Source organism: Sanguibacteroides justesenii (genome assembly GCF_003204205.1).
Taxonomy (GTDB): Bacteria; Bacteroidota; Bacteroidia; order Bacteroidales; family Marinifilaceae; genus Gabonibacter; species Gabonibacter massiliensis.
Genome location: NZ_QJPL01000004.1, coordinates 159,238 through 183,011, shown reverse-complemented (window position 1 = coordinate 183,011; position 23,774 = coordinate 159,238). Strand labels below are relative to the sequence as shown.

The window sequence follows — 23,774 nt, the reverse complement described above, 5'->3', positions numbered from 1 at the left end:
AATTCAGAAAAATAGTTTTAATTTGTAATATGTGGGGGAAGTTGCTTGTGTATTGTATTCTATGTGTGTGCAAATGAGAAAATTAGGGTTTGTTTTTAATCATAAATGAATTGTAATGGAAAAAATTGCCGTATTTCCGGGTTCATTCGATCCTTTTACCGTGGGACACGAGGAGATCGTCAAAAGAGGATTGAAGATATTCGACCGTATTATTGTGGCTGTAGGTATCAATGCCGTCAAAAGGGAATTTTTGGATATAGATACTCGTATTGCCATCATACAGAAAGTATTTAAGGGTATAGAACGGGTTCGGGTGGAGAGTTATTCCGGCTTAACGGTTGATTATTGTAACCGGATAGAAGCCGGTTTTATCATTCGGGGCTTGAGAACGGCTGCTGATTTTGAATATGAAAGAGCTGTGGGGCAGATAAATAAAGCTATGGATTCTTCCGTTGAAACCGTATTTTTGTTAACTTCTCCGGAACATACCTTTATCAGTTCGACCATCGTGCGGGATATTGTTATGAACGGAGGAGATGCTACCAAATTTTTGCCCACGAATATTACGACTGAAGATCTGATTTGTTTTCAATAGGCACTTAAAGCTGAAACAGAAGAAGGGTATTACGGGGAAGTAGTTCCTTTCGATGTTTTAAATTGCAATTCAAAAATAAAAAATAGGATGATAGAGGCACCGGAAGCTTTATGTTTGGCCGAACAATTAAACCGGACGATCAAAGGAAAGCGTGTTACGGATTTAATTGTGAAGAATACGCCGCATCGGTTTACTTTTTTTTATGGGGATACGGACGAATATGAAAAGCGTTTGTTCGGGAAGACCGTGAGAAGAGCGTGTGCTTTCGGGGGTATGGTTGAGATATGTGCCGAAGATATTCGTTTAGTCTATACTGATGGGGTAAATCTTCGTTATTATGGGCCGGGGGAGAGACTTCCTTCCAAACATCAATTGTTAGTTGGTTTTGAAGATCAAAGTTGTATAATTGCTTCTGTCCGGATGTACGGTGGAATCTGGTGCTTTCCGACCGGAGATTTTGAAGGCTCTTTAAAACCTTATTACGAGAGTGCGAAATATAAACCTCAAGTAATGACGGATACTTTCGATATATCTTATTTTATGGAGTTGCTTAAAGGAGAGGAGCAGGGAAAAAAGAGTATTAAGGCTTTCTTGGCAACGGGGCAAACGATTCCCGGTTTGGGGAATGGGGTATTGCAGGATATCCTTTATCACGCGAGGATCCATCCGAGGAGTAAGGTCTCTTCCTTATCTTTTACGCAAAAGGAGGGGTTGTTTGAAGCTATTAAGGTGGTATTAAGTGAGATGTATTGTTTCGGGGGTAGAAGCACCGAAACCGATTTGTTCGGAAAACCGGGAGGATATATTTCTCATTTGTCGAAGGCTACGCTGGGAAGCAATTGTTTACGCTGTGGCGAAATGATATTGAAAGAAAATTATATGGGAGGTAGTATATATTACTGTCCCGGTTGTCAAAAATACGAATAAAAAAGCTGCTTCAAAAGCAGCTTTTTTATTCGTATTCGATAATATTACCAAGCGAACATCGGTCTGTCGCTCATCATGGCGTTTACCTCTTTTCTTACTTGTGCAATTACATCGGCGTTATCGACGTTGCTTAATACCCGGTCGATCATATCCACGATGACAGGCATATGTTCTTCTTTCAAGCCGCGGGTCGTAATGGCAGGAGTACCTACCCGCAAACCGGATGTGGAGAACGGGGTACGCGTATCGAACGGTACCATATTTTTATTGATCGTGATGTCTGCCAATACCAATGTATTTTCGGCTTTTTTACCGGTTAAATCCGGGAATTTGGTTCTTAAATCGATTAACATGGAGTGATTGTCAGTACCTCCGGAGATTACTTTGTATCCTTTGTCCATGAACGCTTTTGCCATGGCTTTGGAGTTTGCTAACATCTGTTTGGCATAATTGGTATACTCTTCGGATAACGCTTCACCGAAAGCGACGGCTTTAGCGGCAATCACGTGTTCGAGCGGTCCTCCTTGCTGTCCGGGGAAAACGGCGAAATTAATTACCTGCGACATCATTTTGATCTCTCCTTTCGGTGTTTTCAAACCCCATGGATTTGGGAAATCTTTAGGGAGAAGGATCATACCGCCGCGGGGACCGCGAAGTGTTTTGTGGGTCGTGGTAGTTACGATATGACAATATTCCATCGGGTTATTCAGTAATCCTTTGGCAATCAAACCGGCCGGATGAGACATGTCACACATCAGTAAAGCTCCTACTTTATCGGCAATCTCACGCATACGTTTGTAGTCCCAGTCGCGAGAGTATGCGGATGCTCCGGATACGATCATTTTGGGTTTGTGTTCGATGGCTAATCGCTCCATCTCATCATAATCCACCATACCGGTCTCTTCCTTCACGTGGTAAGCTACCGGATGGTAGTTGATACCTGAAAGATTCACGGGTGAACCGTGGGAAAGATGGCCTCCGTGTGCCAAGTCTAACCCTAAGAACGTATCTCCCGGTTTCATGCAAGCAAAGAACACGGCAGCGTTGGCTTGTGCTCCCGAGTGGGGTTGTACGTTGGCGAATTCGGCTCCGAAAAGTTGGCATGCGCGATCAATAGCCAGCTGTTCCGTTTGGTCGACAATTTGACATCCTCCGTAATAACGCGCTCCGGGGTAGCCTTCGGCGTATTTGTTGGTTAAACAGGAACCCATGGCTTGCATTACTTGATCGCTTACGAAGTTCTCAGAGGCAATCAACTCCAGCCCCTGTTTTTGACGTTGACACTCCTTATCAATGAGGTCAAAAATTTGTGTATCTCTTTTCATTATTTAAATTTTTAATATATAGACATTCTAAAATCTTTGCCAAAATTATATTAATACTCGTTGTAAACAAAGTATTTCAAGTTTTTTTTTAATCCTAAAAACCCTTTATCCCGTAGATTCGTAAGGAATAAGGAAATTGAAATATAAAAGGTAAAATAATGAAGATAGGAGAAAAAGAATTATCCGGCGGCGCTTCTTCCGAAGAAGTGTATGAATTGATGGAAACGGGGCGAAGTTATGTATCGGATAACCGGGAAGGAGGCCGGGAACCGGAAAGACCTGCTTTTTTAACCGTACTTTGTATTCTGACCTTTATCGGTAGCGGATCCACTCTTTTAGTCAGCTTCGTGAGTCTATTGATATCCGGTTACATAGAGCAATTGTTTTGGATGAATGGAATGGTTCCCCAGGAGTATCTTTCCGGGCAAACTGTAATGATGGCTTCTTTTATTTCACTCGTGTTGAGCGGAGCTTCTCTTTATGGAGCACATCGGATGTGGCGATTGGATAAATTCGGTTTTTTTGTATACACGACCGTGCAATTCGTGTCGATATTTCTTATTTATAATGTATTGGGTTTATTGGTCAATGCGGCTTTTGTTTTGATGTATTATGCAAATTATAAATATATGGTAAAATAGTTCTAATATTTTATATATTTGATTTCAAATTTAATTTTGAATACTATGGAAAATCCTTTTGAAACGAGTAAACCGAAACGTTCGGCCTTTTTAACGGTACTTTGTATCCTGACTTTTATCGGGAGTGGCTGGGGAATTTTAAGTAATTTAATGGGATTGTTTACAGCGGGGCTTCAGAATTCTGCAATGGAAATACAGCAGTTGTATCAAAGTAGCGGAAGTTCGGGTTCCGGTTTTCTTAAAGCATGGATGAATTCGAGCATGGATCTTATGCAAGTGACAGCCCTGCATGCAACAGCGATTAATTTATCCGGTTTGTTTTTGTCTTTGTTTAGTTTGATCGGGGCTATTTTTATGTTTAATTTGAGAAAGGTCGGGTTTTATATTTATTCGGCAGCTCAGATTTTGGCTTTGTTCGTACTTCCTTATTATGCAGGTTTTTCGATGATCGTCTGGGTCTCATTCCTTACTTCCGGCTTTTTTGTCTTGCTGTTTATTGTCCTTTACGCGGTCAATTACAGGCAAATGAAATAAAAGCGGCGATAAAATCTCCCCGGAGACCGTACAATGTTTTGTTTGCCTACATGGTAAATAAATAAAAAAGCCCTTGGGAACAAGGGCCTTTTTATTCATGTTATCCTCCGAAATTGTCGTACATAACGTTTTCGTCGGGAACACCTAAATCGTATAACATTTTCGTGACGGCCTGAATCATCATAGGAGGTCCGCACAAATAGTATTCAATATCTTCCGGATTTTCGTGATTCTTGAGGTATTGTTCGTAGATTACCTGGTGTACGAATCCCGGCTTATAAGCTACTCCAGCCGCATCAGCCACCGGATCCGGTTTATCAAGAGCCAAGGTCCACCTGAAGTTCGGGTTTTCTTCTTGTATCTTATTGAATTGATCCACGTAAGGGGCTTCCTGCAATGCTCGGGCACCATACCAGAAGGTCACTTTCCGTTTCGTGTGCATGGTTTTAAATAAATTGAAGATGTGCGAACGCATCGGGGCCATACCGGCACCTCCACCGATAAACATCATCTCGTTATTGGTATCCCGTAGAAAAAATTCTCCATAAGGTCCGGAAATGGTCACCTTATCACCCGGTTTGCGAGTGAAAATATAAGATGAACAGATGCCCGGGTTTACATGGGCGAATCCACCTATTGCTTTGTCGAACGGGGGAGTGGCAATACGGATATTCAACATGATGATATTCCCTTCTGCCGGGTGGTTGGCCATGGAGTAGGCTCTGTAAGTGGCTTCCGGATTATGCATTTTCAAATCGAACATCTTCATGCGTTCCCAGTCTGCCCGGTATTTCTCGTTTACCTCAATATCTTTGAAATCAACATCGATGGCCGGTACATCTATTTGAATATAACCTCCCGATTTGAATTTCAAAGTTTCCCCTTCCGGCAATTTCACGACGAACTCCTTCAAGAAAGTTGAAATGTTGTTATTGGAAACGACTTCACATTCCCATTTTTTGATACCCAATACGGATTCGGGAATTTCCATCTCGATGTTTTCTTTCACTTTTACCTGGCAGGCCAGACGCCAGTTATCGTGTTGCTGTTTATAGGAGAAGAAGCCCGTTTCGGTGGGAAGAATGGATCCCGCACCCGATTCTACCTGACAACGGCACATGCCGCAGGAGCCTTTTCCTCCGCAAGCCGAAGGAAGAAATATTTTATTATTTCCGAGGGTGGCCAATAAGGTTGACCCGGGTTCCGTTGCTATCTCTTTTTCGCCATGATTGATGCTGACCTTCACTTCCCCCTTGGGAGTTAGTTTTGCTTTGGCAAACAGGAGCATGCCCACGAGAATGAGTGTTACGATAAGGAACACGATTACTCCTGCCGTGACGATCGCTGTATTTATTACTAATAATGTCATCTTATTAATTTTAGATTTACTGATAAAGTGATCCCGTGATTTTAGATTCTGTGATTAATCGTCACTGAATCGGCAATCTCTAAATCACTGAATTGTTTTACAGATTGATACCCAAAAAACTCATGAATGAAATAGCCATTAATCCTGTCACGATAAACGTAATCCCGATACCTCGCAGGGGAGCGGGGATATTCGAGTATTTTAGTTTTTCACGGATAGCAGCGATTCCCACGATGGCAAGTAACCAGCCGATACCGGACCCTAATCCGAATGCAGTGGCTTCCGCTACGTTTGCGTAGCCTCTTTCTTGCATGAATAATGATGCTCCCATGATGGCACAGTTAACGGCAATCAACGGTAAAAATATTCCCAATTGATTGTATAAAGTCGGTGCGAATTTCTCAACGACCATCTCCACTAATTGTACCATCGCGGCGATAACGGCGATAAACATAATAAAACTTAAAAAGCTGAGATCGATGTTGGCCGCACTCTCTCCCAGCAACCAGGTCAATGCTCCGGCTTTTAGCACGTAGTTGTCCAACAAATAGTTTACCGGAACGGTAATCAGTAACACGAAAACGACAGCTATACCCAAACCGAAAGAAGTTTTAACGGTTTTCGACACGGCCAGATAAGAACACATACCCAAGAAGTATGCGAAAATCATGTTGTCGATGAATATAGAGCGAATGAATATATTTAAAAGGTTTTCCATATCTTCATTTTATCTTTTGGTTAACTACTTCTGTTCGATTAAGTCTTTATTCCTGGAACGGTGTATCCAGATAATGATTCCCACAATGATCAGGGCCATCGGAGGAAGAATCATCAAACCGTTATTCATGTATCCCATATCGTAAAAAGCCTGTGGTACCACTTTGATACCGAAGAGTGTTCCTGAGCCGAGTAACTCCCGGAAAAAAGCCACGATAACCAGGATGATTCCGTATCCCAAACCATTGCCGATACCGTCGAGGAGGGAAGGCCACGGTTTGTTTCCTAAAGCGAAAGCCTCGATTCGGCCCATGATGATACAGTTTGTAATAATCAAACCGACGAATACGGATAGTTGTTTACTTACATCGTAAGCATAGGCTTTTAATATTTGATCCACGATGATTACTAAAGCTGCGACCACAACCAACTGCACGATAATACGGATACGGGTCGGGATGGTATTTCTCAACAGCGAAAGGATCACGTTAGAGAAGGCGGTTACGGCAGTAACAGATAGTGCCATAACGATGGCCGGTTCTAATTTTGCCGTAACAGCAAGAGCAGAACATATTCCCAAAACCTGTACGAGGATCGGGTTATTCTTGCTCAAAGGACCTAACAGTAATTGTAGGTTCTTAGCTGAAAATAATGCTTCTTTTTCGCTCATCAGAATTATTTTTTTAAGAATTGTTCGTAACAGGTTAAGTAATTTTTAAGCATGCTTTCTACTCCTTTGGAGGTGATGGTTCCCCCGGAGATGGCATCCACTTCATGCGGGCCGGTAGCTCCTCCGCCTTTTTTCACGAATATGGAGACCAGATTACCGTTATCAAAGATTGTTTTTCCGTCAAATTGACGACGGAATTGATCTTGAGTAATTTCTGCTCCAAGGCCGGGAGTTTCACCTTTGTGATCGAAAACGGTTCCGTAAACGGTATTTTTATCCTCGTTTAGCGAAATATATCCCCAGATGGGTCCCCATAGACCGGTTCCTTGTAACGGCAAGATGTATTTGATCACGCCATCGATATTGGCCACGTAGACCGGAAGCTGTCTATCTTCGCACGATTTTTTCACTTCCTTGCTGAGATCACCCGCGAAAGCGTTCCCCGCCACTTCTTCTCCTTTCGAATTGACAATAAATTGTTTGGTAATGTATTTGTCGAATAGTTCTTTGGAGTTTTCCGGGGTGGAGGTAATATTCACAGAACGCAGTATGTTCTGTCTTTTTTCATTCTCTATATTTTCATTTTGGGTAGGCTGTAACCACAGGGCTATCACGGACAGCAGAACGGCAACGATGACTACCAGTATAATGGAATATATAAAGGTGTATGTATTTCCTTGTTTATTCATCTCTCTTTGATTTAGAATTAGATCAATCTACCATGACTTTTGCCCTTTTCAACCGGCGTTTAATGTTGCCTTGCACAACAAACCAGTCGATAAGCGGAGCGAACGTGTTCATTAACAAAATGGCTAACATCATTCCTTCCGGATACCCCGGATTCAAGGTCCTGATTAGAATTGCCATTACTCCGAGAATAAATCCGTAAATCCATTTTCCCTTTTCGGTTTGAGCTGAAGTTACCGGATCTGTCGCCATGAATACGGCGCCGAAGGCAAACCCTCCCATCACCAAATGATCGATAGCATCTACGGCTGCATACGGGTTTGTTTCGGGTAAGGTTAGGTTTAACAAGTAAGCCATGCAGAATCCTCCGATAAAAGTGGATAGCATGATTTTCCAACTTCCAATTCCTGTTGCAATCAATAAAATAGCACCCAGTAAAATACAGAAGGTCGAGGTCTCTCCAATGGATCCCGGAATCAACCCCCAAAACATGGTGCTGAAGTCTGCGGTTAGAGGTGTGCCTTGGGCGGCCTGAGCCAACGGCGTAGCCTGTGAAAAACCGTCAGGCATTCCTGCGATCCATACTTTATCGCCGGAGATCATAGAAGGGTAGGAGAAAAAGAAAAATGCCCGAGCCAATAGAGCCGGATTCCAAATGTTCATCCCGGTTCCTCCGAATATTTCCTTTCCGATGATGACCGCAAAGGCTGTAGACACGGCAATCATCCATAACGGTGCGTTTACCGGCATGATTAACGGAATCAACAAGCCGGATACAAGAAAGCCTTCGTTAATTTCATGCCCTCTGATTTGTGCCACGGCGAATTCTATACCTAACCCGACCACGTAAGAGACGATGATCATGGGAAGAACTCTCCATAGACCGTAAAAGAATAGTTCGAAGAATCCGGTTTCCGCTAATGAACCGATTGCTTTGAAATGCTGATAACCTACATTGTAAATACCGAACAGTAAAGCCGGGATCAGGGCTATGACCACGATGATCATGGTTCTTTTTAAATCAACGGCATCCCTGATATTGCAACCTGAAGTCGTTGTGCGATTGGGCACAAAAAGAAAAGACTCGAAACCCGTGAAAACGGAGTGCAACTTGTGCAGTTTACCTCCCTCTTCGAATTTAGGCTTTTGCTTATCTAAATAATTTCGTAAAAAGTTCATTTTCTATTGTTTTGAATTTATGATTTATGATTTTTGATTTCCGAAATCTAAAATCTAAAATCGTCAATTAACTCAGTTCTTTCATCATCAGTTCAATACCTTGCTCTACGATTTGTTGTACCGGAGTTTTAGAGGTGCAAACAAATTCACAAAGAGCCAAGTCTTCCGGTGCAATTTCATACATACCCAATTGCTCCATCTTATCCAGGTCTTCGGCTAAAACGGCTTTTAGCAGGTAAACCGGCAGAATGTCCATGGGTAATACTTTCTCGTATTGTCCGGTGACGACAAACGCTCTCTCTTCTCCATGATAATTCGCGTTCAACGCGTATTTCTTGTTGGGAAATAAGAAAGAGGGGAAGGTTTTGGACATGGAGAATTTGTTGAATCCGGGGGTGGCCCAACCTAAAAATTCGTATTCGTCTCCCTCCGGAATGACGGTTACCATATTGTTGTAATAACCCAAGAACGACTCCGGGGATACTTTATAACCCGTGAGAACATTTCCGGAAATGATCCGTTGGTGTACTTGGTTCTTCAACTTGTTGTTAACGATACAACCGATATTTGCGCCGAGGATTGTTTTATAGTATGCTGGTTTTTTCACCTCGGAACCTACTAAGGCAATAATTTTACGCGCATCGAAATGGCCTGTTAAAAATAACCGACCTATGATGGCAACATCCATGATATTGACAACCCATACGATATCTCCTTTATTGATCGGATCCAAATGATGGATTTGTATGCCTACGTTCCCGGCTGGGTGGGGACCGCTGAAATAGTTGATCTCAACGTTTTTTAGTTTTGCAAAAATGGAATGGGAAGGAGTTCCTTCTCGGAGATTTAAATATACCTTTTTATTGCAAAGCTTTTTCAGGCAATCGATACCCGTCTGTAATGCCTCTTCTTCTCCTTGTAAGGCGAACTCGAAATCAGGAGCTAACGGAGCCGAGTCAAAGCCTGAGATGAAAATGGCTTTCGGTGTGGTTTCCGGGTTTGCAATTACGTCGTAAGGACGTTGTTTGATCATGGGCCATATTCCGCTTTCAAGTAATTTGGAAATGATCTCCTCCCGGTTTAATTTGTTCACATCAGCCTTACCGAAATCTTTGTAGCTGATTTCTGCATCCGCTTTTATGACAATCTCTAATAATTTTCTTCTTTCACCTCTGTTTACCGTATCCACGATACCGCTAACCGGGGCCGTAAACTGGACTTCAGGTCTGTATTTATCCGAGAATAATACGTCGCCTGCTTTAACTTCATTGCCTGCTTTTACCATTAGTTTAGGAGTAAGCGCTCGGAAATCGGTAGGCTTTACCGCGTATAGGTTACATCCCTCCACGGAGGCCACTGTTTTTTCCGCCTCTCCTTTTAACTTGATATCAAGGCCTTTTTTCAGTTTTATTACCTTGGACATTGTTCTTTTATATTTTTGATATGTAGATAATTATTTATTAATCTATCGTAAAACAAACGTTTTCAAAATACCTGCAAATATATAACCTATTATTGAATTTTATCCGTAATTGTCAGGTTAATTCTTACGATGACTTACTTTTTTTTTCGTGAGCTTTTTTTTGTTGTTTTTTTGACGAAATGAACCTTTAAACGGGTTATCGATTGTTTTGGCATGTAATTTGTATAAATACAAGAACTAATCAAAGGTTAATCAAGAGTATCCAAACAATAGAGAAAAGAAATATGAAACAAATCTTGTTTTTTTGTCTGGCGGTATTAGGGGCTGTCTCGTGTAAATCGGCTAAGGAAAATTTGCCGTTGACGGGAGTGAATTGGGTTGCCGAAAGTTTGAACGGTAAAGAGTTAAAAATGAAAAATAGCAACCAACAAGTCAGTATCACTTTTGAGAAGGCGGGGAAAAAGGTGGCGGGACAAGCCGGATGTAACCGTTTTTTCGGGACCTATGCCACGGAGGAGGATAAATTGACCTTTAGTCAGATGGGAGCGACCAAGATGGCCTGTCCTAATATGGATATCGAGGTAACCTTTTTTAAGATGCTGGACGAAACGAATCGTTTTGTAATTAAAAACGATAAATTGAGTTTGAAAAACGACGGGAATGTGATTGCTGTTTTTAAAGCGGAAAAAATAGAAAAGAAAAAGTGATTGAAATAAATATTTACAATTGATTCTTCAGTACATAGAAAAAACATCCGGTATTTGCCGGATGTTTTTTTATACGATTTCGGCAACGACAAAAGTGCTTCCGCCGATGTAAATCATGTCTCGGGGTGATGCTGCTTTTTGTGCGGCTCGATATGCGGCATCTACCGTGGGAAAGGTTTCTCCCGTTAATCCGACAGACCGGGCTTTTTCTGCTAAAATTTTTTCGTTCATGGCTCTTGGAATGGAAGCTTTACAGAAGTAGTACGCGGCATCTTTGGGCAGGATATGCAAAACGCTGTCGACATCTTTATCGTTTACCATACCGATGACAAAATGTAGTTTTTCGTATCGACAAGCATTTATTTGAGCGACAACCTCGGTCAATCCGTCTATATTATGTCCGGTATCGCATACCGTGTACGGATGTTTCTTTAATTCCTGCCAACGTCCTAACAGACCGGTATTTTGTATCGTACGGGCGATCCCGGCGTAGACGGCATGATCCGGGAGAGACAACCCTTGTTCTTTCAGTGTTAGAACGGTTTCTAATACGGTCGGAATATTTTTTCGTTGGTAGAACCCTTTTAGATCCGGTTGGATATTGTCGAATAGGATCCCGTTTCGACGGTGAAGGGTATAGGTGTTTGTAGAATTCCGGTTTACTTCCCAGTTGTCGGAAGCAAATTCAAGAAGCGATTGGCATTCGTCCGCTTTATCCTCGAAAACGAAATCCGTTGCGGTATCCCGCGTACCGATAATTACCGGGACTTGAGGTTTTATGATACCGGCTTTTTCGCGTGCTATTTTCTCGAGCGTGTCTCCAAGAAGAGCCATGTGATCGAAAGAGATGTTCGTAATGATAGAAGCCAAAGGCTTAATGATATTGGTGGAATCGAGCCGGCCGCCTAACCCGACCTCGATGACGGCTATATCTACTTGTTGATCTGCGAAGTATTTGAAAGCCATGGCAACGGTCATTTCAAAAAACGAGGGTTTTATCTCGGCAAAAAGATCCCGGTTGTCTTTTACAAAATTCACGACGTATTCTTCACTGACCATTTCGCCATTGATTTTGATCCGCTCGCGGAAATCTTTCAAGTGGGGAGATGTGTATAGTCCCGTTTTATATCCGGCTTCCTGAAGGATGGAGGCCAGCATATGCGAGACGGAACCTTTACCGTTCGTGCCTGCCACGTGTATGGTTTTGAATTGACGATGAGGGGAGTCAAAATGTTGATCCAACTTTAAAGTATTATCTAAATTAGCTTTATAAGCAGCTTTTCCTTCTCTTTGGTACATCGGTAGTTGAGTAAAAAGCCATTCTAATGTTTCTTTGTAATTCATGATAGATACAAAATCTTTTTATTGAGCGTGCAAAAGTAACAATAATCACGGTAAAGAAGAATACGAAATCGGAAATTTCAGCGTGCGGCTGGTGCTATTTTCGCTTCCTGTAAATTTTAAAGGATGGGGTTATTTACAGGAGAAACATGTTGTAAGAGATGGGAGGGAGAGGGAATGGGCATGGAATGTTAAAAAAGAAATAGTATGATTTTTTGCAGATGATTCGCGAAAAGATGTACCTTTGCAGAAATTATTGAACGCTTTATGAGTAGTGATAATAAAATAGTTCCAGTGCCCGTATTGAGGCGAATGCCGGCTTATCTTTCTTTTGTGAAGACTTTACAAAAACAGGGGGAGAAATATGTTTCCTCAACGCGCATTGCTGAATACATGGAGATTGATGCGACGCAAGTGACAAAGGATTTGTCTCATACGGGAATATCGGGCAAGACGAGAGTAGGATACGAGGTGGATAATTTTGTCTGTATTTTGGAAGATTTCTTAGGGTTCAATAAAATCAATAACGCTTTTCTTGTCGGGGTAGGTTCTTTGGGTAGTGCGTTACTTCATGATAAAGGTCTGCGTAATTTCGGGTTGAATATAGAGAAGGCATTTGATGTGGATCGTTCCAAAATCGGAACGAAGATTAATGACATTGAAATTTATCACATCGATCAATTTCGCGGAATGCCTGCCGAATGTAACGTGGCCATAGGAATTATTACGGTTCCCGCCGAATGTGCCCAGGGAGTAGCCGATCTGATGGTTGCTTGGGGAATAAAAGCCATATGGAACTTTACTCCGGCCCGTATAAAAGTTCCTTCCCATATTGCCGTGCAGAACACAACCATTTACACGAATTTGGCCATATTGTTTAATAAGCTCCATGCTCAAGAGTGACCAATGTCTTTTCATTGCCGTTTTTTTTGTTTTTCCGTAAAAATTTTTACAGACAAGAGGATTCCAAAATCGTTCTTCCATGTTTTTAGTGTATAAATCCCCTGTCCGTTTTACCCCGAACCATTTTTGAAATAACGTCTGATTGGCTCGGTCGTCATACGAGAAATCGGGGTCTAAATTGTCCACGATGATTTCTTTGTGAGACGGTTGGAAAGCGGAGGTGTCCATGTCGATCCACCCGGCTGGGTTTTCGACTTTACTACCGGAATAGGGTAACTCGTTATATATGAAAGAGAATTCATTGGGACGGTTAATGGCCATGCCTGTATTTAAAACAGCCGACGGATAATACAATCCTTCTGCTGTTGAGATCGACCTGAAGGCTTTAGCCTCTCCCGGTTTAATATAACAACCGTAATTTTCTTTGCCCCGGCCCGTGATTAGCTTCATGAAAACAAAGCCGCCTTCTTTGCCCCGATTCATTACTTTCCCTTTTATTTCAACCCATCCGTTCGGATGGTCTTCGTCTCCGGGGTAAAAATTGCGTGTTAAATCTTTTACAGCGAAATATTGATTATGTCCACTTCTTAACCATTTGTCAAACACATCCCGTATGTTTCCTTCTATCTTCAGCTCTTTTGCCAATTGCTCGAGGCTGATAATGCCTTGTTGCTTGTGATAGACCTCTTCCAATCTCATGAAAAGAGAGTCCAAAGAAATCTTTGGACCCAAGTAATTGGTTAGTTCAAACAGGTTCTCGCGAACGGTATGGTATAAAATGTTGGGAGCGACTTCCCGTCCTGCAAAGCGTTTTCTAAACTGTGATACCGTATGTAAGCCTGCAATTGTTTCTCGTCTCTACCTGAAAAATTGTAAATAAAGGGTTTTGCAAGACGGCCGGATACAAAATGCGATTTGTCGGAATATAAAGTTCTAAACAGAAAATCTGCAAAGGGGTACTTTGCGGAATATACATTTGAACGAGTGTCGTAAAACATCGCCATGGCATTCCAGAGAGTGTATTTCCACTTTCCTGTTTTTCTCCATTTCAATAACGGATGACTGATCTGTGCATCGGCTCCTACTGTTTCTACTGCCATTTTTAAGGCGATGGATTGTCCGATCTCGTGGAAATATTCACTTTCCGTGTCGTATGAACCGATGTATCTGACTCTTCTATTGTCTTTTTCTCCTTTTGAGGAAATGGGAATGTTCAGTATTCCCATCAATTCCATGCCGAACCCTTTTTTCCGGTAAAAATGTCATTCCTGGTTCCACTTGTCCACTCATGAATTTTCCTTCATTAAACTCCAATAAAAAAGATACCGGGGTTTCGATAAAACGGACATGAGCTACTCCATGCTCAGCCAGCTTAAATCGGATAATTTTAAATCCGGATTAAAATAAAAATCACTTTGGAAATACGCTTTAATTCCTTTCGGTTTGGCCTGGGCAAAGTGTTCTAAAAATACATCCGGTTCTTGAAACGTGTTCAATGAAAACTTCAAACTGTCTATATCTAATATTCGACTCGTAAAATTACCACCCGGATAAGTAACTCGATGGTTCAAAAACGACAGAATCTTTACCACGAAACTTTACTCCCTGCGAAAAAAGAACTCGTTGATTCGGACGAATAACCACCGTACGAAATTTAGTCATATCGCGCCCGCTATACATCGGGCGGACATTAATAGATTCTAAACTGCCGCCCGTATTTTCCCGACGAGAGAAATCCGTTATTACGATGATAATGAATAACGACTGAACGACACAGAAAAGATACGCGTTTACAAGTGGCACGGAACAAGGCAATGCTACTAATTTCCAATTCTCACCGTATCCTTGTTCTTGTAAAAGTATTATTTTGGGATTATTGATTCAGGTGCGGAAAAAAACAGGAGAGAATTCTGAGGATCGTTTCGGATTGATTTTGTTGATATAGATCGTTTATTGGAAGGCTTTTTCTTTTGTTATTCCGATGGTTTTTGCTACCTTTGCAAATTGTAAATTACATTAGTAGTAACTAAAAGAAAGCGTAAATGGTAAAGATTAAATTTCCTGACGGGAATGTAAAAGAGTTTGAATCCGGGATTACCGGTTTGGACATAGCGAAGTCGATTAGTCCTAAGTTGGCTAAGGAGGTATTGTCAATATCCGTAAATGGAGTCACGTGGGACTTGACGCGGGGAATTACGACAGATGCCGAGATTAAGCTAAACACGTGGGATGATGAGGAAGGACGCCATGCTTTCTGGCACTCGTCTGCACATCTTATGGCAGAAGCTTTGCAAGAACTCTATCCGGGAATAAAATTCGGGATAGGCCCTTCGATCGAAAACGGTTTTTATTATGATGTAGATCCGGGTGAGGGGGTATCCATCCAGGAAAAAGATCTTGTGGCAATCGAGAAAAAGATGTTGGAGTTAGCGAGAAAGAACGAAGAATATTGCAGGATAGATGTTAGTAAGCGGGAGGCGTTGGATCATTTTTCATCTTTGGATGAAACCTATAAGGTCGAATTGATCAATGATCTGGAGGATGGAACGATCACCTATTATCGACAGGGGGATTTTACGGATTTGTGTCGCGGACCGCATCTGCCCAATACCTCCTATATAAAGGCTATTAAGTTAACCAGCGTTGCCGGCGCATACTGGAGAGGGAACGAACACAACAAGATGTTGACCCGCGTATACGGAATCACTTTCCCGAAACAGAAGATGTTGGAGGAGTGGGTGCAGATGATGGAGGAGGCTAAATTACGGGATCACCGGAAAATAGGTAAAGAGATGGAGTTGTTTACTTTTTCTCAGGCCGTGGGTTCCGGTTTACCCATGTGGTTGCCGAAAGGGGCGATGCTCAGGGATCGTTTGGAAGCGTTCTTGCGGAAAGTACAGAAAAAGTATGGATACGAGCAAGTCATTACGCCTCATATCGGTAATGTAAATTTGTATAAGACTTCCGGGCATTTTCAGAAGTACGGAAAAGATAGTTTTCAAGTAATCACCACTCCGCAGGAGGGAGAGGAGTTCATGTTGAAACCGATGAACTGTCCTCATCATTGTGAGATATATAAATTTAAACCTCGTTCCTATAAAGATCTCCCGGTGCGTTTTGCCGAGTTCGGTACGGTATATCGTTACGAGCAAAGCGGGGAGTTGCACGGGTTGACGAGGGTACGCGGATTTACGCAGGATGACGCGCATCTTTTCTGTACTCCGGATCAGTTGAAAGAGGAGTTTAAAAAGGTAATCGATATTATTTTCATTATATTTAAGGCTCTTGATTTTAAAGATTATACGGCTCAGATCTCTTTACGGGATCCGAACAATAAAGAGAAATATATCGGTACGGATGAGAATTGGGAGAAGGCCGAACGAGCTATTATAGAGGCTGCCGAGGAGAAAGGGTTGAATACCACCGTAGAGTTGGGAGAAGCTGCTTTTTACGGCCCGAAGTTGGACTTTATGGTAAAGGATGCCATCGGCCGGAAATGGCAGTTAGGAACGATTCAGGTGGATTACAACTTGCCGGAGCGTTTCGAATTGGAATATACCGGAGCCGATAATCAAAAACATCGTCCCGTTATGATTCATCGGGCGCCTTTCGGAAGTATGGAGCGTTTTGTTGCTGTTTTGATCGAACACACGATGGGGAAATTCCCCTTGTGGTTGACTCCGGAGCAGGTTGTTATTCTTCCGATCAGTGAAAAATACAACGAATATGCTCAAAATGTTTTGAATTTGTTAAATAATTACGATATTCGCACCGTCTTAGACGATCGTAACGAAAAGATTGGTCGGAAGATACGTGATAACGAGTTGAAAAAGATCCCGTATATGTTGATTGTCGGGGAACAGGAGATGAACGAGCATAGGGTTTCCGTGAGACGTCAGGGAGAGGGAGATAAAGGATCTATGACACCGGAAGAATTTGCGACAATGATAAATAAAGAGGTAGAATCCCAGCTGGACTCTATCTATAATTACTAATAAAGGAGGATTAATTATAGCACGAACAATGGAAAGTAGGGGCTTTAGAGGTCAAAATGACAAGCCACAGCACAGAATAAACGAGCAGATCAGAGCTGCCTCTGTGAGAGTCGTTGGAGAAAATGTAGAACCGGGGGTTTATTCTTTGAAAGAGGCCTTAGCGATAGCGGAGGCTGCGGGAGCCGATCTGGTAGAGATTTCTCCTAACGCGGATCCACCTGTTTGCCGGGTGATTGATTACAGCAAATTTCTGTATCAGTTAAAAAAGAAGCAGAAAGAGATCAAGGCGAAAAGTGTTAAAGTGGTAATAAAAGAGATTCGGTTCGGACCGCAAACGGATGAGCATGATTTTAACTTTAAATTAAAGCACGCCAGAGGTTTTTTGGAAGAAGGGGCGAAAGTGAGGGCATACGTGTTTTTTAAAGGACGTTCTATATTGTTTAAGGATCAGGGATCCGATCTTTTAGAGCGTTTCATCAGTGAATTGGATGATTACGGGAAGGTAGAGTCAGCTCCGAAATTGGAAGGGAAAAAGATGATTGTGGTTATTGCTCCTAAAAAGTAATTTTGATCGATATTTTATAATTATATTTTTCTGAAACACAATTAAAATTAGAACAGATGCCAAAGATGAAGAGCGTAAGTAGCGCGAAAAAAAGGTTTACCTTGACCGCTACGGGGAAGATTAAAAGAAAACATGCTTTTAAGAGTCATATTTTGACGAAAAAGAGCACAAAAAGAAAGAGAAATCTTACTCATTCGACAATTGTAGATCAAGCGAATGTAAAGGGCGTGAAAGAGATGCTTTGCATGTAAGATTATTTTAAATTAAACAGTTATTAACCAGAATGTTAAGCTTAAATAGAAGTTTCCATTGGAACGCTAACATTCAAAAAACAAAAGAGTATGCCAAGAGCTAAAAATGCCGTTGCTTCGAGAGCACGCAGAAAAAAGATTTTAAAACAGACCAGAGGAAACTTTGGAGCAAGAAAGAACGTCTGGACGGTTGCCAAAAACACGTATGAGAAAGGTTTATTATACGCGTACCGTGACAGAAAGAAGAAAAAATCAGAATTTAGAGCATTGTGGATTCAGAGAATTAATGCTGCTGTCAGAATGGAGGGTTTGTCTTATTCCAAATTTATGGGCTTAGTTCATAAAGCAGAGATTAATATGAACCGTAAAGTTTTGGCTGATTTAGCGATGAATCAACCGGAAGCTTTCAAAGCTGTTGTTGCGAAAGTGAAAGAGTTAGCATAGTGATTATGAAATATCGATTAAAAAGGCTGCCGTAAGGTGGCCTTTTTTTATTTTTAAATGTTAACTTTGTGGCGTAGAGTTCCGAATAAAGCAATGGTACGATGGAAGGGGGGAATCCGGGGGGCAGGTAAAATTTTTAACATGATGAAAATAGCATTATTGGGTTACGGTAAAATGGGAAAGGCGATCGAGCGTATGGCTTGTGAGAGAGGGCATGAAGTGGTTTTTATCGCGGATGACCATGACCGTTCTGTCGAACAGGACGAGCGGTTACGCGAAGCGGATGTGGCGATTGAGTTTACGATGCCGGCTGCAGCCGTGGATAACTATACCTGGTGTTTTCGTAACCGAATTCCAGTGGTTTCCGGTACGACCGGTTGGTTGAATCGTTGGGAGGAAGTGATTGGCATGTGTAAGGAATTGCAGGGTAGTTTTTTTTATGCTTCTAATTTCAGTATCGGTGTCAATATATTTTTCCATTTGAATCGTTGGTTAGCCAAGACGATGTCCCGCTTCGAAGGTTATAAAGTATTCGTGGAAGAGACGCACCATATTCATAAGTTAGATGCTCCGAGCGGAACGGCCATTGCCTTGGCAGAAGGGATCATGGAACAGCACGGGAAATATTCTTCGTGGAAGTTGGACGGAGAACCGGTAAGAGAGGGGGAAATCCCTATTACGGCAAAACGGGAGGGGGAGGTGCCTGGTATACATTCGGTAACGTATCAATCCGATGCGGATGAGATCAAGATTTATCATTCGGCTCTTTCAAGAGAGGGTTTTGCGTTGGGGGCCATAATGGCTGCGGAGTTCTTGGTCGGCAGAAAGGGTGTCTACGGAATGGAAGATTTATTGCATTTGGACAATAATAAATAATGGGCGGTTTGTATGCACTTTTCCGTTTGGACGGAGAAGGAATAGATCGTAAATCTAAATAGAAAAATATGAGAGATATCTTAATAAACAAATGGTTTAAATTCGGGATCGTTTTATTGGTATATTTATTGTGGACTTGTTGGGTAAGTTCCTGGTGGCTATTATTAGGCGTACCTGTTATTTTTGATATTTATATTACGAAAAAAATACATTGGGCGTTTTGGAAGAAGAGAGGGGTAGAAAAACAAACAAAGGTGGTTGAGTGGATCGATGCCTTGATTTTTGCTATTGTTGCGGCTACCTTGATTCGTATGTTTTTCTTTGAAGCCTATACCATACCTACTTCCTCCATGGAGAAATCGATGATGGTCGGAGATTATCTTTTCGTGAGCAAATTGGCTTATGGTCCTAAATTGCCGAATACCCCGTTGTCGGTACCTTTTACTCATCATACGTTACCTTTTACGACATCTGCCAAGGCGTATTCCGAAGCCATACAATGGCCTTATAAACGAATTGCCGGTACGGGAAAAGTTAGCCGGAACGATATTGTCGTGTTTAATTTTCCGGCCGGAGATACCGTGGTACTCGGCATGGAGAATCCGGATTATTATTCTCAGGTAAGAGACGAAGCCATAAAGGTTAAAAATGCAGGAGCGGGTTTAGGATACATGTTGTCCGACGAGGAAGCCGCTTTGTACGCGGGAAATGCTTTGAAGAAAAAATACCGGGTTATAACTCGTCCCGTGGACAAAAGGGAGAATTATATTAAACGGGCGGTCGGAATGCCGGGGGATGTGTTGGAGATGAGAGATGCTCAACTTTACGTGAATGGAGAGAAAGCGGAGGACAGCAAAGGGATGCAATACAAGTACATCATAAAAACAAATCGTCCATTGGATTTGGCTAAATTGCATGATATGGGGGTTTCTTACGAGGATTTGAGGATGAATTACGGAGATGTTTACATTGTACCTTTGACCGTAGAGATGTTGAAAAAGGTAAAGGCTCTTCCGAATGTGATTTCTGTGACGAGGGAGCGGAGTAGCGAGCAGGTATTTCCGTATAGTTCCGATTATCCATGGACAAGAGATGATTTCGGCCCTCTTCCCATACCTAAGAAGGGAGAGACTGTAACTTTAACTTTGGAAAATCTACCTCTTTACAGACGAGTGATCGGAACATACGAGGAGAATAAATTGGAGGTGAAGGATTCTGTCATTTATATCAATGGTCAGCCGACTGACCAATATACATTTAAGATGGATTATTACTGGATGATGGGAGATAACAGGCATAATTCGGCGGATTCCCGTTATTGGGGATTTGTTCCAGAAGATCATATCGTCGGAAAGGCGTATTTTATCTGGCTGTCCTTAGATCCTGATAAATCATTCTTAAGTAAGATACGATGGAACAGAATGTTCCGGTTTATTCATTAAAAAACGGCTCAGCCGTTTTTTTAATACGATTTAATTTATTATTTTGTCGGTGTAAAAAATACATATACAATGACTGCTAAAAATAATAAAAAGACATTTGTATTAGATACGAATGTTATTCTTCATGATTACAAGTCAATTTATAATTTCGAGAATAATGATATCGTTATTCCTATTGTCGTGTTGGAGGAGTTAGATAAGTTTAAACGGGGAAACGATCAGATCAATTTCCATGCCCGCGAATTTGTTCGCGAATTAGACCAGATTGCGGGACAGGATTTTTTCGTTAAGGGAGCTTCTTTGGGAAAAGGGATGGGAAGATTGTTTATCCAACCGGGAGTCCCTTTTTCTGACGAGATGAAAATTTCTTTTAGCGATGATATTCCTGATCACCGAATATTGGCCGTGGCTGAATATTTAAGTAAAAAGAAAGAGGGCGAGAAGGTAATCTTGGTCACGAAAGACATGAATCTTAGGATGAAGGCTAAATCTTTAGGTGTTCAGGCTGAAGACTATAAGACCGATCAAGTAAAGAACTTAGACACTTTTTTGAATAAAAGCGTCGTTACGATAGAGGATTTTTCACCGGAATTGATCGCCAAACTGTATGAAAATAACGGGGGAATTCCCGTTGCTACTTTTTTTCCGGGACAGGAGATTAAAGGAAACCGGTACTATATTCTGAAGAACGGCAGTAATTCGGTGCTTGCCTGTTATGATCCTGTGAAACAGGTAGTTCGTAAAGTGGAAAAATTGAACGCTTTCGGAATATACCCGAAAAATTCGGAACAGGCTTTTGCCATGGATGCTTTACTCAATCCGGATATATCCTTGGTCGCCCTTAGCGGAAAAGCCGGTACCGGAAAGACGTTGCTTGCCTTAGCTGCCGCTTTGCAACAGAATAAGAATTTCGAACAAATATACTTGGCACGTCCTATCGTGGCTCTCTCCAATAAGGATTTGGGGTATTTGCCCGGAGATGCGACCGAAAAAGTCAGTCCTTATATGCAACCTCTGTTCGATAATCTGGGGGTGATAAAACACCGCTACAATATGCATAGCCAGGAAAGCCGCATGATAGACGATATGCTGAAAGATGAGAGGTTGGTGATTTCTGCCTTGGCTTTTATACGGGGCAGGAGTTTGTCCGATGTCTTTTTTATCGTGGACGAGGCTCAAAACTTGACCCCCCATGAGGTTAAAACGATTATCACCCGTGCCGGAGAAGGGGTAAAAATGGTATTTACCGGAGACCTTGATCAAATCGATTCTCCGTACTTGGACCGGCAATCCAATGGCTTGTCCCATCTGTTTGACCGGATGGAGGGACAGGATATTTTCGCCCATGTGCATTTGGAGAAAGGGGAGAGAAGCTACTTGGCCGAGGTGGCAAGTAATTTGTTGTAACTTGTCGTCACGTGATCGATAAAGAAAAGAGGTGACCGGGATTCCGGTCACCTCTTTTATTATATAAAAGCTGTTGTTACTCTACAATGTCCATAAAGACAGTCTCTTGAGCGTACGGATAGAACTCTCTGTCGGTGGTAGCTTTTTCCTTTAATTGAGGCTCCATTTGAATGGCTTTTTGTAATGCCATGGCCATAGCAGAGGTATCCTTTACTCTGGCGGCAGCGATGGCCATCAAATAGTATTCATAACCGTTTGTCAAATTTAATTTTTTGAACGTATCTAAAGCGGCACGGTTATCTCCGGCCATTAATTGGGAATAAGCTAAGTTGATATCCGGCATCTCTTTCAAATAGGGGATGGCTTGTTTATAATTACCTTCCTGCATGAGGATTAATCCCATATTGTATTTAGCTTCTTTTTTGACGGAGGCCTTACCGAACATCTCTTTTGCTTTTGCTTTGTTGCCTTCTTTCATATAGGTTATACCCAAATTATTGTATGTTTCCGGTTGTTGTTTCATAACAAGGGCAGATTCCAATAATTTTTTGGCTTTACCGTATTCTTTATTCTGGATGGCCATTGCAGCTAAATCGTTTAATAAGTTTGCATCCGTTTGTGAAGAGAGTACGGAATTTTCCTGCAATTGTGGTAAATAATAAGCCGTTACCTGATTTTCAACCTGAATGGTTGCGGGTACCGTGTAGAATACGAAAAAGTCAGCTCTGCGGAGTACGGGAAGAATGACATCTTTCAGTTGCGGAACTTTTTTGATGTACGATTCCAATAGAGCTTCGCGTTGGGCATTGGTCGTGGCATTTTTCATCTCTCTTACCATCATCTCCTTATCCTTGATGTTAGAGTCGTTGAGTAATAAGTAAAGACCTTCCCAGTTTTCGTTTACCGTATTAGCCACGATGAATTTGGAATTTTTAGCCATGGGGGTATTGGTAAAGCCTAAGTCCTTTTCGAAGAAGGCTTTTGACGTTTTAAACCGGTTGGTCGTCAGGTTTTTGTTTAATCTTTCGGCTCCTTCCGGTGAACTGGAAACGAACATGATCATATTGGTAATTCGAGCGTTTTTATCTGCCAAAACTGCTTTCATCTGTTTGCTTGCCTGCATCATGATGTTTGATTTTTTCTGTGCATCAGGAATAACGGATTGCGCTAAGGGGAAAAGTACGTAACCGCTTACCACTCCGACACCCGTAGCCGGGACATCTTTTACGAATGTTTCCGTGAATAGGGGGATTGCGTTAGGATCGGAAGGAATGGAATAGGCATATGTTTTCCATACTTTTACTCCATTGGAGTTTAAAATAGCGGGAGTCAGGGTTACCGACTTGTCGCCCATCATCGCTTCGATGTCTGCCATCAATACGCCTTTTTGCATCCCTTCTTTAAACGGGAAGGACAGGTTGTGCGTGGAGAATGTGTTCCCTTTGTATTCTATCACCGGATAGTTCGTACCTTTTACTTTTTCTCCCTGGAAGTAAAGGGGAGATAAAACTTCTTCACCGCCGGGATATTGCATTTTGGGAGTCACTTTTAATGTCAATTTTTTATAAAATTGTTTCGGTGCGAAAGCAATATTGTAGTTGAAGTTTACAGTCCCGTCCACCGAAATGAGTTGTTCCGGACTTACCTGTCCTATAACGGCCGTTTCGATGGCTTCTCTTTCCAATTTTTTCATGGAATTACAGCTTCCCATTAGGAATGAGAGTGCAAGAATGAATGCGCTACTAGTTATTAAGGTTAGTTTTTTCATAATACTCT

General features: G+C 41.9%; 23 protein-coding genes and 1 pseudogene. 13 read left to right on the top strand and 11 right to left on the bottom strand.

The genetic code is table 11. The features are described from left to right. Positions 1-115: 115 nt before the first annotated feature. Positions 116-595 carry a pantetheine-phosphate adenylyltransferase gene (gene coaD, locus DMB45_RS07805; protein ID WP_041502082.1) on the top strand — a complete coding sequence of 160 codons (480 nt, stop codon included), beginning with the start codon at positions 116-118 and terminating at the stop codon, positions 593-595. Positions 596-682: 87 nt separating this feature from the next. Further along, positions 683-1,522 (top strand): formamidopyrimidine-DNA glycosylase, encoded by an 840-nt coding sequence (locus tag DMB45_RS07800; protein ID WP_041505403.1) that lies wholly within the window; start codon positions 683-685, stop codon positions 1,520-1,522. 44 nt (positions 1,523-1,566) lie between these two features. On the opposite strand, the gene glyA is transcribed toward DMB45_RS07800, so the two are convergent. Further along, positions 1,567-2,847 carry a serine hydroxymethyltransferase gene (gene glyA, locus DMB45_RS07795; RefSeq protein ID WP_041502081.1) on the bottom strand — a complete coding sequence of 427 codons (1,281 nt, stop codon included), beginning with the start codon at positions 2,845-2,847 and terminating at the stop codon, positions 1,567-1,569. 158 nt (positions 2,848-3,005) lie between these two features. On the opposite strand from glyA, the gene DMB45_RS07790 reads away from it, so the two are divergent. Continuing rightward, positions 3,006-3,488 (top strand): hypothetical protein, encoded by a 483-nt coding sequence (locus DMB45_RS07790; RefSeq protein ID WP_041505404.1) that lies wholly within the window; start codon positions 3,006-3,008, stop codon positions 3,486-3,488. 45 nt (positions 3,489-3,533) lie between these two features. Then, positions 3,534-4,022 carry a hypothetical protein gene (locus tag DMB45_RS07785; RefSeq protein ID WP_041502079.1) on the top strand — a complete coding sequence of 163 codons (489 nt, stop codon included), beginning with the start codon at positions 3,534-3,536 and terminating at the stop codon, positions 4,020-4,022. Positions 4,023-4,122: 100 nt separating this feature from the next. On the opposite strand, the gene nqrF is transcribed toward DMB45_RS07785, so the two are convergent. The 6 genes from nqrF to DMB45_RS07755 all read right to left on the bottom strand — a co-directional run bounded on the left by nqrF (position 4,123) and on the right by DMB45_RS07755 (position 10,067). Continuing rightward, positions 4,123-5,391 carry an NADH:ubiquinone reductase (Na(+)-transporting) subunit F gene (gene nqrF, locus DMB45_RS07780; RefSeq protein WP_110688633.1) on the bottom strand — a complete coding sequence of 423 codons (1,269 nt, stop codon included), beginning with the start codon at positions 5,389-5,391 and terminating at the stop codon, positions 4,123-4,125. Positions 5,392-5,488: 97 nt separating this feature from the next. Beyond that, positions 5,489-6,109, bottom strand: coding sequence for an NADH:ubiquinone reductase (Na(+)-transporting) subunit E (gene nqrE / locus DMB45_RS07775; protein WP_041502077.1), 621 nt, complete (start codon positions 6,107-6,109; stop codon positions 5,489-5,491). Positions 6,110-6,133: 24 nt separating this feature from the next. After that, on the bottom strand, positions 6,134-6,778 hold the full coding sequence (locus tag DMB45_RS07770) for an NADH:ubiquinone reductase (Na(+)-transporting) subunit D (protein ID WP_041502076.1): 645 nt from the start codon (positions 6,776-6,778) through the stop codon (positions 6,134-6,136). Positions 6,779-6,783: 5 nt separating this feature from the next. Then, positions 6,784-7,467 (bottom strand): NADH:ubiquinone reductase (Na(+)-transporting) subunit C, encoded by a 684-nt coding sequence (gene nqrC / locus DMB45_RS07765; protein ID WP_110688632.1) that lies wholly within the window; start codon positions 7,465-7,467, stop codon positions 6,784-6,786. 22 nt (positions 7,468-7,489) lie between these two features. Further along, positions 7,490-8,644 (bottom strand): NADH:ubiquinone reductase (Na(+)-transporting) subunit B, encoded by a 1,155-nt coding sequence (locus DMB45_RS07760; protein ID WP_041502074.1) that lies wholly within the window; start codon positions 8,642-8,644, stop codon positions 7,490-7,492. Between the two features lie 67 nt (positions 8,645-8,711). Beyond that, positions 8,712-10,067, bottom strand: coding sequence for a Na(+)-translocating NADH-quinone reductase subunit A (locus DMB45_RS07755; RefSeq protein WP_041502073.1), 1,356 nt, complete (start codon positions 10,065-10,067; stop codon positions 8,712-8,714). Positions 10,068-10,351: 284 nt separating this feature from the next. On the opposite strand from DMB45_RS07755, the gene DMB45_RS07750 reads away from it, so the two are divergent. Next, positions 10,352-10,774, top strand: a complete 423-nt coding sequence (locus tag DMB45_RS07750) for an META domain-containing protein (RefSeq protein WP_041502072.1) — start codon at positions 10,352-10,354, stop codon at positions 10,772-10,774. 69 nt (positions 10,775-10,843) lie between these two features. Here DMB45_RS07750 and DMB45_RS07745 read toward each other — a convergent pair whose 3' ends face one another. Beyond that, entirely contained in the window at positions 10,844-12,118 is a 1,275-nt protein-coding gene (locus tag DMB45_RS07745; RefSeq protein WP_110688631.1) for a bifunctional folylpolyglutamate synthase/dihydrofolate synthase, read from the bottom strand. Between the two features lie 264 nt (positions 12,119-12,382). Here DMB45_RS07745 and DMB45_RS07740 point away from each other — a divergent pair, with 264 nt between their 5' ends. Further along, positions 12,383-13,018: a redox-sensing transcriptional repressor Rex gene (locus tag DMB45_RS07740; RefSeq protein WP_041502070.1), complete on the top strand. Its 636-nt coding sequence runs from the start codon at positions 12,383-12,385 to the stop codon at positions 13,016-13,018. Between the two features lie 740 nt (positions 13,019-13,758). On the opposite strand, the gene DMB45_RS07735 is transcribed toward DMB45_RS07740, so the two are convergent. Further along, entirely contained in the window at positions 13,759-14,253 is a 495-nt protein-coding gene (locus tag DMB45_RS07735; RefSeq protein WP_041502069.1) for a hypothetical protein, read from the bottom strand. Between the two features lie 117 nt (positions 14,254-14,370). Then, positions 14,371-14,589, bottom strand: coding sequence for a hypothetical protein (locus DMB45_RS07730; protein ID WP_146216428.1), 219 nt, complete (start codon positions 14,587-14,589; stop codon positions 14,371-14,373). A 471-nt stretch (positions 14,590-15,060) separates the two neighbouring features. Here DMB45_RS07730 and thrS point away from each other — a divergent pair, with 471 nt between their 5' ends. The 7 genes and pseudogenes from thrS (at position 15,061) to DMB45_RS07695 (ending at position 21,998) form a co-directional block, all read left to right on the top strand. Continuing rightward, positions 15,061-17,013, top strand: a complete 1,953-nt coding sequence (gene thrS / locus DMB45_RS07725) for a threonine--tRNA ligase (protein ID WP_041502067.1) — start codon at positions 15,061-15,063, stop codon at positions 17,011-17,013. A 28-nt stretch (positions 17,014-17,041) separates the two neighbouring features. Next, positions 17,042-17,575 (top strand): annotated as a pseudogene (gene infC / locus DMB45_RS07720) (translation initiation factor IF-3); the annotation flags it as partial. Positions 17,576-17,634: 59 nt separating this feature from the next. Next, a complete protein-coding gene (gene rpmI, locus DMB45_RS07715) occupies positions 17,635-17,829 on the top strand; it encodes a 50S ribosomal protein L35 (protein ID WP_041502066.1) in 195 nt (64 codons plus the stop codon). A gap of 90 nt (positions 17,830-17,919) precedes the next feature. Next, the gene (gene rplT / locus DMB45_RS07710) at positions 17,920-18,273 is read left to right on the top strand and encodes a 50S ribosomal protein L20 (protein WP_041502065.1); all 354 of its coding nucleotides are present in this window, start codon (positions 17,920-17,922) and stop codon (positions 18,271-18,273) included. A 144-nt stretch (positions 18,274-18,417) separates the two neighbouring features. Next, a complete protein-coding gene (dapB, locus tag DMB45_RS07705; RefSeq protein WP_041502209.1) occupies positions 18,418-19,149 on the top strand; it encodes a 4-hydroxy-tetrahydrodipicolinate reductase in 732 nt (243 codons plus the stop codon). 68 nt (positions 19,150-19,217) lie between these two features. Then, positions 19,218-20,591 (top strand): signal peptidase I, encoded by a 1,374-nt coding sequence (gene lepB, locus DMB45_RS07700; protein WP_110688630.1) that lies wholly within the window; start codon positions 19,218-19,220, stop codon positions 20,589-20,591. Between the two features lie 69 nt (positions 20,592-20,660). Beyond that, the gene (locus tag DMB45_RS07695; protein ID WP_041502063.1) at positions 20,661-21,998 is read left to right on the top strand and encodes a PhoH family protein; all 1,338 of its coding nucleotides are present in this window, start codon (positions 20,661-20,663) and stop codon (positions 21,996-21,998) included. A 76-nt stretch (positions 21,999-22,074) separates the two neighbouring features. On the opposite strand, the gene DMB45_RS07690 is transcribed toward DMB45_RS07695, so the two are convergent. Continuing rightward, positions 22,075-23,766 carry a tetratricopeptide repeat protein gene (locus tag DMB45_RS07690; RefSeq protein WP_041502062.1) on the bottom strand — a complete coding sequence of 564 codons (1,692 nt, stop codon included), beginning with the start codon at positions 23,764-23,766 and terminating at the stop codon, positions 22,075-22,077. Positions 23,767-23,774: the final 8 nt, after the last annotated feature.

What these genes read in the sequence shown, in the direction of transcription:
- dapB (WP_041502209.1), top strand. Translation starts at nt 18,418, where the DNA reads ATGAAAATAGCATTATTGGGTTACGGTAAAATGGGAAAGGCGATCGAG.
- DMB45_RS07695 (WP_041502063.1), top strand. Translation starts at nt 20,661, where the DNA reads ATGACTGCTAAAAATAATAAAAAGACATTTGTATTAGATACGAATGTT.
- nqrF (WP_110688633.1), bottom strand. Translation starts at nt 5,391, where the DNA reads ATGACATTATTAGTAATAAATACAGCGATCGTCACGGCAGGAGTAATC.
- DMB45_RS07735 (WP_041502069.1), bottom strand. Translation starts at nt 14,253, where the DNA reads ATGGAATTGATGGGAATACTGAACATTCCCATTTCCTCAAAAGGAGAA.
- DMB45_RS07690 (WP_041502062.1), bottom strand. Translation starts at nt 23,766, where the DNA reads ATGAAAAAACTAACCTTAATAACTAGTAGCGCATTCATTCTTGCACTC.
- nqrE (WP_041502077.1), bottom strand. Translation starts at nt 6,109, where the DNA reads ATGGAAAACCTTTTAAATATATTCATTCGCTCTATATTCATCGACAAC.
- DMB45_RS07770 (WP_041502076.1), bottom strand. Translation starts at nt 6,778, where the DNA reads ATGAGCGAAAAAGAAGCATTATTTTCAGCTAAGAACCTACAATTACTG.
- DMB45_RS07750 (WP_041502072.1), top strand. Translation starts at nt 10,352, where the DNA reads ATGAAACAAATCTTGTTTTTTTGTCTGGCGGTATTAGGGGCTGTCTCG.
- DMB45_RS07745 (WP_110688631.1), bottom strand. Translation starts at nt 12,118, where the DNA reads ATGAATTACAAAGAAACATTAGAATGGCTTTTTACTCAACTACCGATG.
- lepB (WP_110688630.1), top strand. Translation starts at nt 19,218, where the DNA reads ATGAGAGATATCTTAATAAACAAATGGTTTAAATTCGGGATCGTTTTA.
- glyA (WP_041502081.1), bottom strand. Translation starts at nt 2,847, where the DNA reads ATGAAAAGAGATACACAAATTTTTGACCTCATTGATAAGGAGTGTCAA.
- rplT (WP_041502065.1), top strand. Translation starts at nt 17,920, where the DNA reads ATGCCAAGAGCTAAAAATGCCGTTGCTTCGAGAGCACGCAGAAAAAAG.
- DMB45_RS07755 (WP_041502073.1), bottom strand. Translation starts at nt 10,067, where the DNA reads ATGTCCAAGGTAATAAAACTGAAAAAAGGCCTTGATATCAAGTTAAAA.
- DMB45_RS07790 (WP_041505404.1), top strand. Translation starts at nt 3,006, where the DNA reads ATGAAGATAGGAGAAAAAGAATTATCCGGCGGCGCTTCTTCCGAAGAA.
- DMB45_RS07760 (WP_041502074.1), bottom strand. Translation starts at nt 8,644, where the DNA reads ATGAACTTTTTACGAAATTATTTAGATAAGCAAAAGCCTAAATTCGAA.
- DMB45_RS07800 (WP_041505403.1), top strand. Translation starts at nt 683, where the DNA reads ATGATAGAGGCACCGGAAGCTTTATGTTTGGCCGAACAATTAAACCGG.
- DMB45_RS07740 (WP_041502070.1), top strand. Translation starts at nt 12,383, where the DNA reads ATGAGTAGTGATAATAAAATAGTTCCAGTGCCCGTATTGAGGCGAATG.
- coaD (WP_041502082.1), top strand. Translation starts at nt 116, where the DNA reads ATGGAAAAAATTGCCGTATTTCCGGGTTCATTCGATCCTTTTACCGTG.
- DMB45_RS07785 (WP_041502079.1), top strand. Translation starts at nt 3,534, where the DNA reads ATGGAAAATCCTTTTGAAACGAGTAAACCGAAACGTTCGGCCTTTTTA.
- thrS (WP_041502067.1), top strand. Translation starts at nt 15,061, where the DNA reads ATGGTAAAGATTAAATTTCCTGACGGGAATGTAAAAGAGTTTGAATCC.
- rpmI (WP_041502066.1), top strand. Translation starts at nt 17,635, where the DNA reads ATGCCAAAGATGAAGAGCGTAAGTAGCGCGAAAAAAAGGTTTACCTTG.
- nqrC (WP_110688632.1), bottom strand. Translation starts at nt 7,467, where the DNA reads ATGAATAAACAAGGAAATACATACACCTTTATATATTCCATTATACTG.